The sequence below is a fragment of the Xanthomonas sp. JL1 genome (assembly GCF_038405005.1).
This window is the reverse complement of the sequence record NZ_JBBYGR010000046.1, coordinates 63,295-78,057: the sequence shown is the minus strand read 5'-3', so window position 1 is coordinate 78,057 and position 14,763 is coordinate 63,295. Positions and strand designations below refer to the sequence as shown.

At 63.7% G+C, this 14,763-nt stretch carries 12 protein-coding genes; 7 read left to right on the top strand and 5 right to left on the bottom strand.

Features of this window, described 5'->3' with window-relative positions; genetic code table 11:
• Nucleotides 1-10 precede the first annotated feature (10 nt).
• The 3 genes from WJW29_RS10635 (at nt 11) to WJW29_RS10625 (ending at nt 2,619) form a co-directional block, all read left to right on the top strand.
• The gene (locus WJW29_RS10635) at nt 11-1,288 is read left to right on the top strand and encodes a methyl-accepting chemotaxis protein (RefSeq protein WP_011259191.1); all 1,278 of its coding nucleotides are present in this window, start codon (nt 11-13) and stop codon (nt 1,286-1,288) included.
• Between the two features lie 85 nt (nt 1,289-1,373).
• A complete protein-coding gene (locus WJW29_RS10630; RefSeq protein WP_011259192.1) occupies nt 1,374-1,661 on the top strand; it encodes a hypothetical protein in 288 nt (95 codons plus the stop codon).
• Nucleotides 1,662-1,935: 274 nt separating this feature from the next.
• Nucleotides 1,936-2,619, top strand: a complete 684-nt coding sequence (locus tag WJW29_RS10625; protein ID WP_011259193.1) for a hypothetical protein — start codon at nt 1,936-1,938, stop codon at nt 2,617-2,619.
• 470 nt (nt 2,620-3,089) lie between these two features.
• Here WJW29_RS10625 and WJW29_RS10620 read toward each other — a convergent pair whose 3' ends face one another.
• Nucleotides 3,090-5,876 (bottom strand): EAL domain-containing protein, encoded by a 2,787-nt coding sequence (locus WJW29_RS10620; RefSeq protein ID WP_027703235.1) that lies wholly within the window; start codon nt 5,874-5,876, stop codon nt 3,090-3,092.
• Nucleotides 5,877-5,996: 120 nt separating this feature from the next.
• On the opposite strand from WJW29_RS10620, the gene WJW29_RS10615 reads away from it, so the two are divergent.
• Together WJW29_RS10615 and WJW29_RS10610 are read left to right on the top strand one after the other, a co-directional pair.
• Entirely contained in the window at nt 5,997-8,129 is a 2,133-nt protein-coding gene (locus WJW29_RS10615; RefSeq protein WP_011259195.1) for a PAS domain S-box protein, read from the top strand.
• A gap of 3 nt (nt 8,130-8,132) precedes the next feature.
• Nucleotides 8,133-9,854, top strand: a complete 1,722-nt coding sequence (locus tag WJW29_RS10610; protein ID WP_011259196.1) for an EAL domain-containing protein — start codon at nt 8,133-8,135, stop codon at nt 9,852-9,854.
• 127 nt (nt 9,855-9,981) lie between these two features.
• Here WJW29_RS10610 and WJW29_RS10605 read toward each other — a convergent pair whose 3' ends face one another.
• The 4 genes from WJW29_RS10605 to flgA all read right to left on the bottom strand — a co-directional run bounded on the left by WJW29_RS10605 (nt 9,982) and on the right by flgA (nt 12,744).
• Nucleotides 9,982-11,208, bottom strand: a complete 1,227-nt coding sequence (locus tag WJW29_RS10605; protein WP_011259197.1) for an ATP-binding protein — start codon at nt 11,206-11,208, stop codon at nt 9,982-9,984.
• A 165-nt stretch (nt 11,209-11,373) separates the two neighbouring features.
• Nucleotides 11,374-11,706, bottom strand: a complete 333-nt coding sequence (locus tag WJW29_RS10600) for a hypothetical protein (protein ID WP_010373599.1) — start codon at nt 11,704-11,706, stop codon at nt 11,374-11,376.
• 15 nt (nt 11,707-11,721) lie between these two features.
• Nucleotides 11,722-12,033, bottom strand: coding sequence for a flagellar biosynthesis anti-sigma factor FlgM (gene flgM / locus WJW29_RS10595; protein WP_011259198.1), 312 nt, complete (start codon nt 12,031-12,033; stop codon nt 11,722-11,724).
• 66 nt (nt 12,034-12,099) lie between these two features.
• On the bottom strand, nt 12,100-12,744 hold the full coding sequence (gene flgA / locus WJW29_RS10590; protein WP_011259199.1) for a flagellar basal body P-ring formation chaperone FlgA: 645 nt from the start codon (nt 12,742-12,744) through the stop codon (nt 12,100-12,102).
• 358 nt (nt 12,745-13,102) lie between these two features.
• Between flgA and WJW29_RS10585 the strand changes: the two genes are divergently transcribed.
• Entirely contained in the window at nt 13,103-14,047 is a 945-nt protein-coding gene (locus WJW29_RS10585; protein ID WP_011259200.1) for a chemotaxis protein, read from the top strand.
• A gap of 314 nt (nt 14,048-14,361) precedes the next feature.
• Nucleotides 14,362-14,760: a flagellar basal body rod protein FlgB gene (gene flgB / locus WJW29_RS10580; RefSeq protein WP_011259201.1), complete on the top strand. Its 399-nt coding sequence runs from the start codon at nt 14,362-14,364 to the stop codon at nt 14,758-14,760.
• Nucleotides 14,761-14,763: the final 3 nt, after the last annotated feature.

The window sequence follows — 14,763 nt, the reverse complement described above, 5'->3', positions numbered from 1 at the left end:
CCAATAGCGGTTGAATGGGCAAGAGGATCTGGCGATCGTCGCTAAAGACAACGGGGGCAGTGCCGATACAGCAACCGTGACTCTGCCGAGAACGCCCATGTATTCACGTCCACTCATCCGTCTAGCCGCTCCTTTGGCTCTGACCTTGCTGTTCCCCTTCGCTGTCGGATTCGACTGGCCCGCTTCGGTGCGCTGGGCGATCCTGGCAACCATGACCCTCAGCTGGTTGGGTTTCGCTGCCTGGGTGACGTATTCCCAGTTCCGGTCTAACCCGGACCAGGCACGTATCCTGCGCGAGCAGGACCAACTGCTCAACGAACTGCGTACGTTCGTCAGCAACGAAGTCGACGGTTCGCGCTTGGAAGTCGAGCGTGCCCGCGAACTGATCCGCCAGGCTGTGTCCGGTCTTGGTGGCAGCTTCGAAGCGATGAACCGCAAATCGCGTCAGCAAAGCCAGGCACTGGCCCGCATCGTCGACCGTGCCGGTGACGACGGTAGTGCCGGCGTCGACGTCGCCCGCTTCGCCCAGCACGCCAGCTCCCGCATGGAGCAGTTGGTGGAAGCGCTGGAACAGGTGAGCGGCCAAAGCACCAACACCGTCCATCACATCGATGAGATGGCGCAGCATCTGGATGGCATCTTCGCCCTGTTGGAAGACGTCAAGTCGATTGCCGACCAGACCAACCTGCTGGCTTTGAACGCCGCCATCGAAGCAGCACGTGCCGGTGAAGCCGGCCGCGGCTTCGCCGTGGTTGCCGACGAGGTGCGCAATCTGTCCGAGCGTTCCACCACTTTCAACGAGCAGATCCGCAAGCTGGCACACAGCTCCAAGGAATCGATCGCCAAGGTGCGTGAAACGGTCTCGCAGCTGGCCTCGCGTCACATGGACCGCTCCCGCGAGGCCCGCCATGAATCGGCCGCGATGCTCGAGAACGTCGCGCAGATCAATGCCTCGTTGGGCGATGGCATGCGCGAAATCTCCGAGTGCGCACGGTCGATCGATGGCAGCGTGGCCGAAGCGGTGCGTGCCCTGCAGTTCGAGGACATCGCCACGCAGACGCTGAGCGGCATCCACACCCATCTGGATCGTCTCACCGCGATCAACCGCGAAGCGGTGGCATTGCAAGAACTGCTGCATCGCAATGGCGGCGTGTACGACAGCGATCTGGTCGCCGCGCTGGCCAAGGTGTCCAACCGCCTGCGCGACATGCGTGTGGAGTGGGAACGCCCGCCGCACAAGCCGGTGGCACAGCAAGGCATGGGTGCCGGCACGGTCGAGTTGTTCTAAGACCGATGCCGCCACGCAGCCGCTGATTCCGACATTCCCCGGCCTTCCGGGGATTTGTCGTTCCCTACCGACCTGGTGTTTCGTCATGACGCTGCTTGCCCCGACCATCGACACCGTTCCCACCGATGCCTTGCAGTCCGCCGCAGTGGCTGCCGCGCATGCCGAGCGCATCGGGCAAAGCGAGGCGGCCAGGCCCGTGTTGCGGCGCGTGCGGCTGCCTCCCGTGCTGGAACGGCTGGAGCTTGCCGCCCGCGCAGAAGTCAAGGGGCTGCTCAATCCACGCAGCGACTGCAGCGTAGACGAGCTGCTATTCGCCACCGTGGCCTGGGACCTGGGCCTGGATGGCGACGCGGTCAGCGCCTCCGGGCGCTGATGCGATACCGGCGGGTCGTGCCTCGGCAGGCGCCCCGCCGTGTTGTTTGAACTGCCCGATCTCAGCTTCCTGAGCCGTCCACTGCGTTCGCTGCTCCCGGCAGCGCTGATGCCGTGCGCACGCGCTCCTTGCCCCCCGCCGGGCCGAGACGCGCTCGCTCCGGCTGCGGCTTGTCAGGTCAGGCCAAGGCCTCTACCCTCCATCCCACCTCCTGAGCCCTTCACCAACCCGGGCGATCAGCATGCTGTCTTCCTCGGACTGAGCGCTCGATGCCATGAAAATCCGTTGCATGGCCTTGTCTGCAGCAGCACTTTCTCACTCGGCCAATGCGGCAGATGACAAGGTATATCTCGAATTTCTCTGGGATGCCCGCCCACCTCATTCGATTGCACGCCAGCAAACCATCCAGTTTTTGACAGATGGTCAGCACACTCACCAGGTGTGTGTCGCGACCAATCTCGCCGAGACCGATGTAGGTGGGTTGGTAGTGCAGGCGTTCGATGCCTCCGGGCAGGAAGTGTCGAGCCACCATTACCCCGATTACCGTGGCGTCAAGCACTGCTACGATGCCGATCTGGGCCAGGGAGGCAAGCCTGGCCTATGGACATTTCGCGCAAGCACAGGAGATGGGCGCAGCGGGGAAGAGACGCTGCAGGTCCATGCCAGGCTGGCAGACTCACCCCTGTCGAACGATCCGGGAACACCGTATGTCGTTGGCCGCCCGAACTATGACGCAGCGATCCCACCGGCCGAGTGGCATGGCCGCCATGTCTGGCAAATGCAGGTCAATCCGCAAGGCACGGTGACCGAGGTCACCGTGGTGACAGCAGAAGGCGTTGGCCTGAAACTTCGCAGCCGTGCGATCGCGGCCGGCTATCTGTCGCTTTTCTTCCCTGATAAACGGCGAGCGCGCGCACCGCTGCTCTGGAGACGCGAGCTGTCGTTCGAACCGGAATGAGACCGGCACGATGTCGGTCGATCGCGCTGCATCAGTCGATGCTTATCGCGTGACACGGGTACGCCGGCAGTCATGCATGCACGTACGGGACAACAGCCCTCGTTCTTCGTTGCGCCATCGAGCCATTCTGGATCCGTTCGGAGGATGCTCCAATCGCTTCCGGGGAGATCCATGACTCCTGCACGCCCCATCAGGCAATGCGTCTGGACCGGACTGCGCCCCTGTCCAGCAACAACACCATCGAGGTGTCTGCACGATGTCCCAACGCCTCTGGGACGAGCAAGCGCGACCCGCGCCGCTTGCGATGCACGTGTTGGACATCAGATCGCAATCTGCGCCAAATCGCAAGCAACAGGCAAGCAGCAAAGCGGTCGCCTGTCCTCATACCGCAGCGCAGCGGCACGGAGCCGATCACATAACTGGGTGATAGTGCGCGACGCCACGTATGCGGTGCCAGCATGGCCAACGGCTCAGCTGGCAATCACCAGCCGTGCCCCCAGCCGCATGCCGGTTTCGGCCTCGCGCAGCCACTGCGCCATGTCGCGCGGCGACAGCGGGCGTGAATAGAAATAACCCTGGATTTCGTCGCAACCCTGCTGACGCAGCAGTGCATCTTCCTGCACGGTTTCCACGCCTTCGGCGACCACCTGCATGCCCAGGGCATGGCCCAGATGCACGATGGCCTGGGTGACTTCGGCCGTGTTGGCATCGTCGAGCATGCCTTGCACGAAGCTGCGGTCGATCTTCAGACGCTGCACCGGGAAGCGGTTGAGGTAATGCAGATTGGAGAAGCCGGTGCCGAAGTCGTCCACCGCCAGCAACACGCCGTTCTGTTCGAACAGTTCGAAGCAGCGGCGCAGCGAATCGGAGTCGCGAATCAAGGCAGATTCGGTCAGTTCGAGTTCGAGGCGTGAAGGCGGCCATCCGTTATCGCGGCAGATTTCCAGCACGCGCTCGGCAAAACCACGCTCGCGCAATTGCACCGCAGACACATTCACCGAGACGCGGCTGAAATGCAGGCCGGCGCGATCCCAGACTACCGCCTGGCGGCAGGCCTCGCCGATCACCCATTCGCCCAGGCGCACGATTTCTCCGCATTCCTCGGCGATCGGAATGAATTCGACCGGGCTGCACGGACCATGTCCGGGGCGATTCCAGCGCATCAACGCTTCGATCGCCGGCGACGCGTCGCCTGAGGTGTTGACCAGCGGCTGGTAGACCAGCGTGAATTCTTCGCGCTCGAGCGCACCCTGCAGCGCGTGCCCCAGTTCCAGGCGACGCTGCGCACGCAGCAACACGTCCTGGCTGTAGTAATGGAAGGTGTTGCGGCCGGTCTCCTTGGCTGCGTGCATCGCCGCATCGGCGGCGCGCAGCAGGCTGTCGAAATCCGACAGGCCTTCACCCTGCAGCGCGATGCCGATGCTGGCGCCGAGCTTGAGGGTGACGTGTTCCTTGCGCAGCGGCTCACCGAGCGCAGCAATCAGCTTGCGCGCCACATGGCCGGCGTCTTCCGGCTCGGACATATCGCGCAACAGCACGATGAATTCGTCGTCGCTGAAGCGGCCGAACAGGTCGCTATTGCGCAAATGTTGATGCAGGCGCGACGAGGCGAGCTTGAGCAGGTTGTCGCCGGTGGCGTAGCCAAACGAATCGTTGACGCTTTTGAAGCCATCCAGATCAATCAGCAGCATCGCCAATACCTGGCCGCGCTCGTGCGCCTCGCGAATGGCGTTTTCTGCCTGTTCGCGCAGCAAGAAGCGGTTCGGCAAGCCGGTCAGGCGGTCGTAATGCGCGAGCAGCTCGATCCGTTCGTTGGCTTCGCGTTCGCGGGTAACATCGCGGAACAACGCCACAAACCGCGGCGGCAAGCCCTCGCGACGGTCCAGCTCGATCAGCACCTGCACCCAGATGAGCTGGCCGGAGTTGCGATAGAAACACAGCTCCAGCTGCTCGGGCAGGCCGCCGTCGGAAATGCGCAGCAGCGCCGCTTCGAAGGCGTCGCGCGAATCCTGGGTGTACAGCGACAGCGCCTGCTCCAGGGTGATGTTTTCCTTGCGCAGGCCATGGATGCGGTAGCACTCCTCGGTCCACTGCATGCGCCGGGTGTCGACCTCGATCTCGCAGCCGCCGATCTTGCCAAGCGCAGACACGCGATTGAGCAGTTCGGTGCGCCAGCGGATCAAGGCGTCGGTCTGGCGTTGCTCGGTGACGTTCTGCAGCTGGCCAAGGACGCGCACCATGCTGCCGTCGCCGTCGAACACCGGCTGCGCCCAGACCCGCAGATGATGCGGATTAGCGCCGGGCAGACCGTTGATTTCCAGTTCGAAATGCACCGGCATGCCTTCGTGCTTGATCTTGCGCCAGGCGCTGCGCAGCTGCGCAACCGAGGGGCGACAGAGCAAACGCAGGATGCCGCGAATACCTTGCAAACGCAGGTGGATCATGCCGAGTTGTTGCAGGAAATCCTGCGACACCCACAGCGCATCTTGATGCGAATCCCAGCTCCAGCTGCCCATACTGGCAATGCGTTGGGCTTCTTCGAGCTGGGCCTGCTGCTCGCGCAGCTGCTGCTCAAGCAATTTATGATGGTGCACGTCGGTGTGCGTGCCGACCATGCGCAGCGGGCGTCCGTCGGCGGTGCGCGATACCACGCGGCCGCGATCCAGGATCCAGCGCCACTGGCCGTCGTGCTGGCGCAGCCGGAATTCGGCCACGTAGGTGTCGGTGCGCCCTTCCAGATGCGCCTGCACCGCCGCGCTGACATGCGCATGGTCTTCCGGATGCATCAGCCCGGACAAAGCGGTGAGATTGTTCGGCGGCGGCTGCTCGGAATAACCAAGCATGCGCGTCCAGCGCTCGGAGCGATACACCACATCGGCCGGAATATCCCAGTCCCACAAGCCGTGATCGGCGCTGTCCAAGCCCATTTCCCAGCGACTGGTGCCATCGGCACCCTTCGGCTCGGGAATGCTCAAGGTGAACGCCATGACCTGACCATGTTCGTCGCAGACCGCACGCAGCCAGCCTTCCAGCCGACCGCCGCCGGTCCCCGGCAATACGCAGGGCGCCATGCCACCGTTGTCGGCCAGCTGGGCGCGGCTACTTTCCAATACTTCGGCATACGCACCCAGGGTTGCCGGCAATCCGAGGGATTGCGCAACGCGGTTGGCCGCCAGGGGCTGGCCATGCGCATCCAACAACACCACCGCCGAGGTCAGCGGGTGCTGCAGCATGCTTGCAATGACGCCTGAGTCCACTCTGGAACACTCCGAAGAATCGCCTCCGGCCTTCGGAGTCTCAATGGATAACGGCCGTGCGGCCGATTAGTTGAGCCACCTGTTTCGAGCTGGACCGAACCAGCCCGAGTTACGGCTAAGATGGCTGCATCACCAGTATCCAAGGTCGTCTACGGATCCATGCAACAGCCCGTCGCCGCGCCCGCGTTTTCGTCCGCTCCCGTCTCCTGTCTCCGCCTCGCCGAGCGCCTGCAGCAAGGCCTGTGGACCCTGACTGGTCTGTATCTGCTGATTGGCGTGGTCTGGCTGCTGCTGGGCAATCGGCTGCTCAACCTGGCCGGTGCCGCCGTGCCGGAGCGCTGGTCGGACGCGAGCTTTCTGGTGCTGTCCAGCATCGTCATCCACCTGGTGCTGCGCCGCTTTGCCACGTTGATCGTGGACGAGTACGCACAACTGGCGCAGTCCGAAGCCTTGCTGCAGGCCAAGTTTATGGCCCTGCCCAGCCCTGCCTTCATCTACGACCTGGCTACGATGCGCATCCTCGACGCGAATCCGGTGGCACTGGAATTCTTCGGATGGGAACGTGACGAATTCTTGCAGCAGACGCTGCAGGCGATCTGGCCCAACGCCGATGGTGACCGGCTAGAAGAGATGATCACGCAGATCCGCGGCAAGGGCGACGCCACCTGCGTGTTGAACGAAGACCTGCTGACGCGCAGCGGGCCACGGCATGTCGAGGTGCGTAGCAACCAGCTGCACCTGTCCAGCGGCCCTGCCCGCCTGGTGGTCACCGTGGACCGCAACGAAGAGCGCCAGGCGCAGCATCTGCGCGACGAGGCGCTTGAGCGCCTGGAGGAAGCGCAGAGCATCGCGCGGCTGGGCTCCTGGCAACTGGATCCCACGACCGGCCTGGGACGCTATTCGCCGGCGGTCTATCGCCTGCTGGGGCGCAGCGTGCCGATGCACCGTCGCGAGCATCGGCTGGAAGAATTGCTGACCGCCTCCGACAGCCCCACCCAGGCGCGTATCGAACGCATGATCGAAGACATGTGCACCGGTGGCGAGGTGCAGATCGATGTGCTGTTGCCTCTGACCGGTGGCGATTCGCAACCGCGCACCGTGCACCTGCGCGCCGAACGCGTAACCAGCCCCAGCGGCGCGCGCTATGTGCACGGCACTTTGCAGGACGTGAGCGAACGCGAGCAATCGCGCCGGCTGCTGCGCGAACGCGAGGAGCAGTTTCGCGAACTCGTGCGCGTGTTGCCCGACGGTGTGCTCATCCTCGCCGACGAGCATGTGATGTACGCCAACGCGGCCGGCTCCGCTCAGTTCGGCTTTCAGGGCGAAACCATCCTGGGCGAGCCGCTGCAGACCCTGGTCGGCAATAACGACTTGCCGGTGGTGCGCGAATACCTGCGTGCAGGCAGCGATCGCAACGAGCCGGTTTCCAGCGCACGCGCGATGCGCCGCCGCGATGGCAGTACCTTCTATGCTGGCCTCTCCGCCGGCGATATCCGCTATGGCGGGCGAAGCTGCAAGTTGCTGGTCGTGCGCGACCTGAGCGAACCGGAGCGCATGCGCGATGCCCTGGCTGAAAGCAATGCCGAACTGCAGGCGATGGCCAAGCGGCTGTTCTCGTTGCAGGAAGACGAACGCCGCGCCATCTCGCGCGATCTGCACGACGACATCGGGCAGGCGATCACTGCGATGAAGCTGTCCGCGCATGCGGCGTTGGATGAGCAGGACGCAGAGGCGCGCCGCGAGGACATGCTGGAAGTGGTGTCGCTGGCCGACAGCACGGTGACCAAGCTGCGCAATCTGTCGATGCTGCTGCGTCCGCCACAACTCGATGCCTTGGGCCTAGAGGCCGCTTTGCGTTGGCAGGCGTCGATGCTGTTCCGCGCCTCGCAGATACGGCTGGAGCTGGACATTCAGGCGCTTGAAGAACGGCCGGGCAACGAGATCGAGCAAGCCTGCTTCCGGATCGCACAGGAGAGCCTCACTAATGCGCTGCGGCACGCCTGCGCGGGCGAAGTGCACCTGCGTCTGCATTCGATCGACAGCGACAGTTTCCGGCTGGAAGTCAGCGATGATGGCGATGGCTTCGAGCCGGAGGGCCCACGTGGCCTGGGCCTGATCGTGATGCGTGAGCGTGCGCAAACCGTGGGCGGCACGCTCGCGATAGAATCGGCACCCGGAGCAGGCACGCGCGTGACGTTGCGCCTGCCCTATCACTCGGTCGGCGAGTCCGTCCACGACGATGGTGGACGTTGAGTCATGTGGAACCCTGTTAGTCCGCCCGGACTGGAGGTCGTCAAGCCCACACGGCTTGGCGCGGGCAACCCCGAATTGCTGCATTTAGTCGATGCGGCCGCGTCCGGCGGCCCGCCGCTGATGATTTTCCACGTCGACATCGATCACTTCGCCTCGATCAACGAGAACATGAGTGGCGAGGTCGGCGACCAGGCGCTGACATTGGCCGCGCGTCGCCTTCAGGAATTTCTCGGAACCCGCGGCAAACTGTGGCGTCATGGCAGCGATGAGATGATCGTGGTGGCAGTGCGCCGGGAAGACACGCCGCTGCCGGAAGACTTCGCCGAAGAAATCCGCCAGCAACTGGAATTGCCGCTGTCGGTGTTGCCGTACACGTTGTTCATGACTGGCAAGGTCGGCATCAGCCTGTGCCCGGAGCATTCCACCGCGGTGTCCACGCTCCTGGACTATGCCGAAGAAGCCAGCTACCAGGCGGCACGCGAAGGCGGCAACACGGTGCGGCTGTACACCCACAACTCGGCCACCAACGCGCATAGCGAAAGCATCATTGCGCGGCAGATCGTCGATGCGATTCCGCACGGCGAATTACGCCTGCGCTACCAACCGCTGGTGAGCGCGCGCGACGGCCGCATCGTTGGCATGGAGGCGCTGCTGCGCTGGCAGTCGCCGACCCTGGGCATGCTGGTACCGGAGCGCTTCATGCGCACCGCCGAGCGCCTGGGCGTGATCGTGCAGATCGGCGAATGGGTACTGCAGAACGCGGTGCGTCAGGCGCGTTTATGGCGCGACCAGGGCTTCGATGACTTCAGCATTGCGATAAACGTCTCCACGCTGCAGCTGCTGCGCCCGGGCTTCTTCAACGAAGTGATGGCGATGCTGCAGACCGCCGGTGTGCCGGCGCAGTTCGTCACGCTGGAGATCAACGAAAGCGCGTTGACCAACAACGTCAACTTCGTCCACGAGACGATGGCCAACCTGCGCAACGAAGGCATCAGCCTGAGCCTGGATAACTTCGGCACCGGCGATTCCAGTCTGAGCGCGCTGGTGCGCTACCCGGTGGACCGGCTGAAGATCGACCGCAGTTTCATCAAAAGCGCACCTGCCGGCAGCCGCGAGGCGGCGATTGCGCGCGCCATCATCGCCATGGGTCACCAGCTCGGCATGACGGTCATTGCCAATGGGGTGGAATCGCAGGCGCAATTGGGCTTCCTGCGTCGCAACGATTGCGACATCTTCCAGGGCTATCTGTTCGGTGAACCGATGTCGGCCGAGTCGGCCGGCATGGCACTGCGGCGCCGCTACCTGCGCCCGGAATCGTTCGCCGAAAGCCGCCCTGATCGCACCTTGCTGCTGCTGGACGACGAAGAGAACGTGCTGCGCTCGCTGGTGCGCCTGTTCCGTCGCGATGGCTACCGGATTCTGGCCGCCGGCAACGTGCGCGACGCCTTCGACCTGCTCGCCACCAACGACGTGCAGGTGATCCTTTCCGATCAGCGCATGAGCGACATGAGCGGCACCGAGTTCCTGGGCCGGGTCAAGATGCTCTACCCCGATACGGTGCGCCTGGTGCTCTCCGGCTACACGGACCTGGCCACGGTCACCGAAGCCATCAACCGTGGCGCGATCTACCGCTTCCTGACCAAACCCTGGAACGACGACGAACTGCGCGAGCATATTCGTCAGGCCTTCCGCACGCATGACGAGTTGCGGAACGTCCGGGAATAGGGATTTGGGATTCGGGATTGGCTAAAAGCGGGCTCCCGCGTCGTTGCGCCAGATGGCGCGGTGATCAATGAGCAACAGCGACGCCCGCTGCTGCCAATCCCGAATCCCCAACAACCAATCCCGCGCGTCAGCGCGGCTGCCGGATCGGCAGCACGATCCTGAAACTGGCGCCCTGCCCCGGAGTGCTTTCGACGTCGATGCGGCCGTGGTGCTTGTTGATGATGCCGTAGGAGATCGACAGGCCCAGGCCGGTGCCGCTGCCCACCGGCTTGGTGGTGAAAAACGGGTCGAAGATGCGCTGCAGCAGGTCTGGCGCGATGCCGGCGCCGCTGTCCTGGAATTGGATCCAGACGTTCTCCGCCTCATCGCGACCGGTGGTCACGACGATCGTGCCGCGCTCGACGATCGCCTGGCCGGCGTTGAGCAGCATGTTCATATACACCTGGTTGAGCTCGGATGGCAGACACTCCACCAGCGGTAGCTCGGCGTAATTGCGCTCCAGCGTGACCTTGTACTTGAGCTCGTTCCAGATGATGTTGATGGTGGATTCCAGACCCGCATGCAGGTCGACCATCTTCCAGGACTCGGACCGGTCCGAATACGAGAAGTCCTTGAGGTCGCGCACGATGCGGGTCACCCGCTCGATGCCTTCGCGCGATTCGGCCATCAATTGCGGCAAATCGCGGCTGATGAAGTCGATGTCGGCGCGGTTACGGATCTCGTCGATTTCCGGAATCAGCGCCTTCGGATCCGGCGCCTGCAGCGCACGCTCATACGCTTCGATCAGGGTGAACAGACTGCGCAGATATTCCTGCAGGCTGCCCAGATTGGAGTGCACGTAACCGATCGGATTGTTGATTTCGTGCGCTACGCCCGCGGCCAACTGGCCGATGGACGCCATTTTTTCCGACTGCAGCAGCTTGTCCTGCGCACCGTTCAAGCGCAGATAGGCCTGGCGTAATTCGGCGTGGCGCTGTTGCAGCTCGCGCTCGTAATCCTGCTGGCCTTCGATGTTGTGGAACAGCGCCAGAAAATGCCCGACGCCGGACGCTTCGTTGTAATACAGGTGCGCGATGACCACGCGGTCGGCCACCGGCAGGCTGCCGGTCCAGCTCCCCTTGCTGCGCGCCTGATTGAGTGCGTCCGATGGCAATACGTGCGAAATCCGCTCGCCCAGATTGCGATCGTCGCCGGGATCTTCCTTGCACAGGCTTTGGCGTGCGATGGCATTGGCCAGAATCAACTTTCCGTCTGCGCGGAACAGCAGCACGCCCTCCAGCATCTGGTCGCCGAAGGCGCGCAGGATGTCCGAGGACGGCAGTAAGGCTTGATTGAGAAAAAACTTGGCGGTCACGGGAGCGGGCGGCGTAGAGGACGCCTCAATATACGCCGAACCGTTGACGCGCCCTATCGCCGTTTTGCATCACTGACGGTTTATCGCAGACCCAGCACCACATGCCGGCGCACGTCAGCGTGCCGCGTTATCTACACCCCGATGTGCTGCAGAACACGCTGCGACTCAGGCGACCGCCAGCGAACGTCCGCCGCGCAGCACGCTCGATTGGCCCTTGGCATCGTAGGACGGCGCGCTTTCGGTGCGGCCCAGGTGACGCAGCGCCCAGTTCACTTCGCGGCGTCGGCGAGCCAGCAACGCGCCATTGGCGCGATTGGCTTCGGCCAGCTCACGCAGGCGCTCTTCTTCGCCTGCGGGCATCGCCGCTTCGAGCGCGTGCAGCGCCGACAGCTTGTCCTGCGTGTGTCGCATCAACCCATCAATGTCGTTCTCGAGTAATGCCTGCCGTTCGCCGGCCAGCGCATCGCTGAGACGTTGCAGGAACTCGTTCACGTTCATCCTTTCAGGCGGGGATCAACCCGCCAGTTGCTGATTCAGATCCATCATGCGGCTGGCGATGGCATCCGGGTTGATGGAATAGCTGCCGTTCTGCAATGCATCCTTCACCGCCTGGACGCGACCGGTGTCGATCGCCGAGGACTGCGAAAGCTCGCGCTGCAGGTTCTGCAGGTTGGTGGCTTCGCCGGTCAACTTGACGCTGTCGGTCGGCGGGGTGACGGCTACTGGGGACGCGCCATCTTCGCCGGCCGAAGCGATCTTGCTGCTGGTGGCCGCGGTGCGAAGGGTGGCAGCGGTCGGTAGATTGCCTTCGATTTTCTGGGTCATGTCAGGAACTCCTCTACAGGTCGTAGGGGATAACGGCACCCAGAAAAAAAACTTTATAGAAATTTCTTACCGGGAGACCACAACAGTTCCACTCGCTTCAACAATGCCCTGCACCACCCGGCGCGAGGACGAATTCTCTACCGAGACGCGCTCGTTCTCGCCGGCATCGGACAGCGCGCGACCGCTCATGCGCACCTCCAGCCCGCCATTGCGCGAGACCAGCGGCACGGTGTCGCCGCGCCGGACCAGCCGCTGGCTCACCAGATCGTTGGCCGAGAGCAGCGAGCCGGCCGGCAGGATGCGGCGGGCGGTCTTGCCCACCGCAGCCACCGGGTCGGCCAGCACCGCACCGACAATACGTGCGGCATCACGCTTCTCGATACTGATATCGGCGAGCGAAATGGTTTCTCCAGCGCTGATGCCACGGCGCAACACCAGCACGTCCTGGTTGCGACGCACCTTCAACGGCACGAACAAGCGCCAGCCGGCCGGCTGCGGGCACGCCACTTCCACCGTATTGGTGCCGGTGGGCTTGGCCTGCAACGCGATCGGACACCCCGGCATGCGCAGGCCCGGATCGAGGGTGGCTTCGGCTTCAGCGTCCGGACCAACGGTGGCCAGCGCTGCGGCACGGATGGAATCGACAGACTGATAGCTCTGGGCCCAGGCCGGAGCGGCAGCCAACAGGATGACAAGCAGGAGCAGGCGCATGGGAACAGGTCCGGACGAAGACGAGCGCTGTCATGCAAGGGGTGTGCCGTTTCTTGCCGGGATTGGGGGAGTCGGGATTGGGGATTCGTGAAAGCCGCTTCGCGGGTGCTGCATTTACCCGCTGCCGTGGCCCTTTCACCGACGGGATCTATCCGATAACCACGACGAAGCTCTCACGGATGTGGCAGCGGCCAGACCAAGTTGCTAATGCACGCCTTTGAGCCAATCCCCAATCCCACATCACCTAATCGCGGCGCCTGAGCGCATCCCGAATCCCAACTCCCCAATCCCGACAGCGCCCCACGCAACCCCAGCAAAACCCCTCAAGTTTTAACCGGGCGCTGTCGATATCTGCCCCATGACCCACGATCTGCTCAACCGCATCGACCAGCGCACGCGACTGGCTGGCCACAATCGACTGGCCCTGCTGCTGTTCCGGCTGGGCGGACGCCAGCTTTTTGGCGTGAACGTCTTCAAGGTGCAGGAAGTGCTGCGCCGGCCTGAGCTGTTCCAGGTGCCCGGCCTGCCGACCGAGTTCGCCGGTGTGGCCGACGTGCGCGGGCGCTCTGTGCCGGTGCTGGATCTGGGCCTGGCCATTGGTCACCCGGAACGCGATTCGCGCGCCGAAAACGGCCCAGGTTATCTGGTGGTCGCCGAATTCAACCGCTCGGTCCAGGGCTTCCTGGTCAGCGGTGTGGAACGCATCGTCAATATTGCGGTGGAAGACATTCATCCGCCACCGGAACTCGGTGCCGAAGCCACTTATTTGACGGCGGTGACGCGCTTCCAGGGCGAACTGATCCAGGTGATCGACGTGGAGAGCGTGCTGGCCGACATCGCCAAGGTCAGCAAGGACGTGCAGTTGGATCCCTCGCTGCAACTGGTGGCCTACGACCGCCAGTTCCAGGTCCTGGTGGTGGACGACTCGCGCGTGGCGCGTCAGCAGATCCGCAGTGTGCTCGACCAGTTGGGCGTTTCGGCGACCCTGCTGTCCGACGGGCGCCAGGCGCTGGACCACCTGCTGCAGGTGGCGGCGTCGGGCGAAAACCCGGCCGACCGCTACGCCATGGTGATCTCCGATATCGAAATGCCGGCAATGGACGGCTATACGCTGACGACGGAAATCCGGCGCACACCGGGCCTGCAAGGCCTGTACGTGCTGCTGCACACCTCTTTGTCGGGCGTGTTCAACAACGCCATGGTCGAGCAGGTGGGCGCCAACGCCTTCGTGGCCAAGTACAGCGCCCACGAGCTGGCCGACTATGTGCTGGCCCGCCTGAGAGTGGTCGCCGAAGCGGCCTGATCCACCAGGCCGTGTCCCATCGGCACGACCGGGCATCTGCAGCAGCTGTCTTCCAGGAAGAACATGCCTTTGAAAGGCGTCCGCGCGGCTGGGCACACGCCGCGCTGAGGTTCAGCCATGCCAGGCCTTCTGGGTTGGTCTGTAAGTTGCACAGCCAATCGCAGCAGATCCCTGAGCGGCAACACGCCTCGCGATGTCTGGGACCTGGACCGTCCATCGGACGCTAAACGCGAATCGCCGGTTTCGCCTCCCGCACCCCCTCGATCTGGCACAAACATTGCTTCCTCCCTTGCAACATTTCGCGGGAGAGCACCGTGTCCAGTCCCTTCTCTTCGTTCCTCGGCGTCCATGGCGACGCGTTGGCGCTGCGCGAGCAGCGCATGAAGCTCATTGCCAGCAATCTAAGCAATGTGGACACGCCCGGCTACAAGGCCAAAGACCTGAACTTCGAAGCGGCGCTGAAGTCGGCGCAGGGCGAGCAGGACGGCGGCCTGATGCAGACCACCGACGCCAAGCACTACGCAGTGGGCGGCGGCGGGCTCAACCCGTTCCAGATCACCCGCGAATCCGATCAGCCCAGCCTTGACGGCAATACCGTCGATCCCGACGCCGAACGCGCCGCCTACGGCCGCGCCGCGCTGGAATACCGCGCGTCGCTGAGCTTCCTCGAATCCAAGGTGCGCTCGATGCTCACCGCGATCACGGGCCAATAAGTC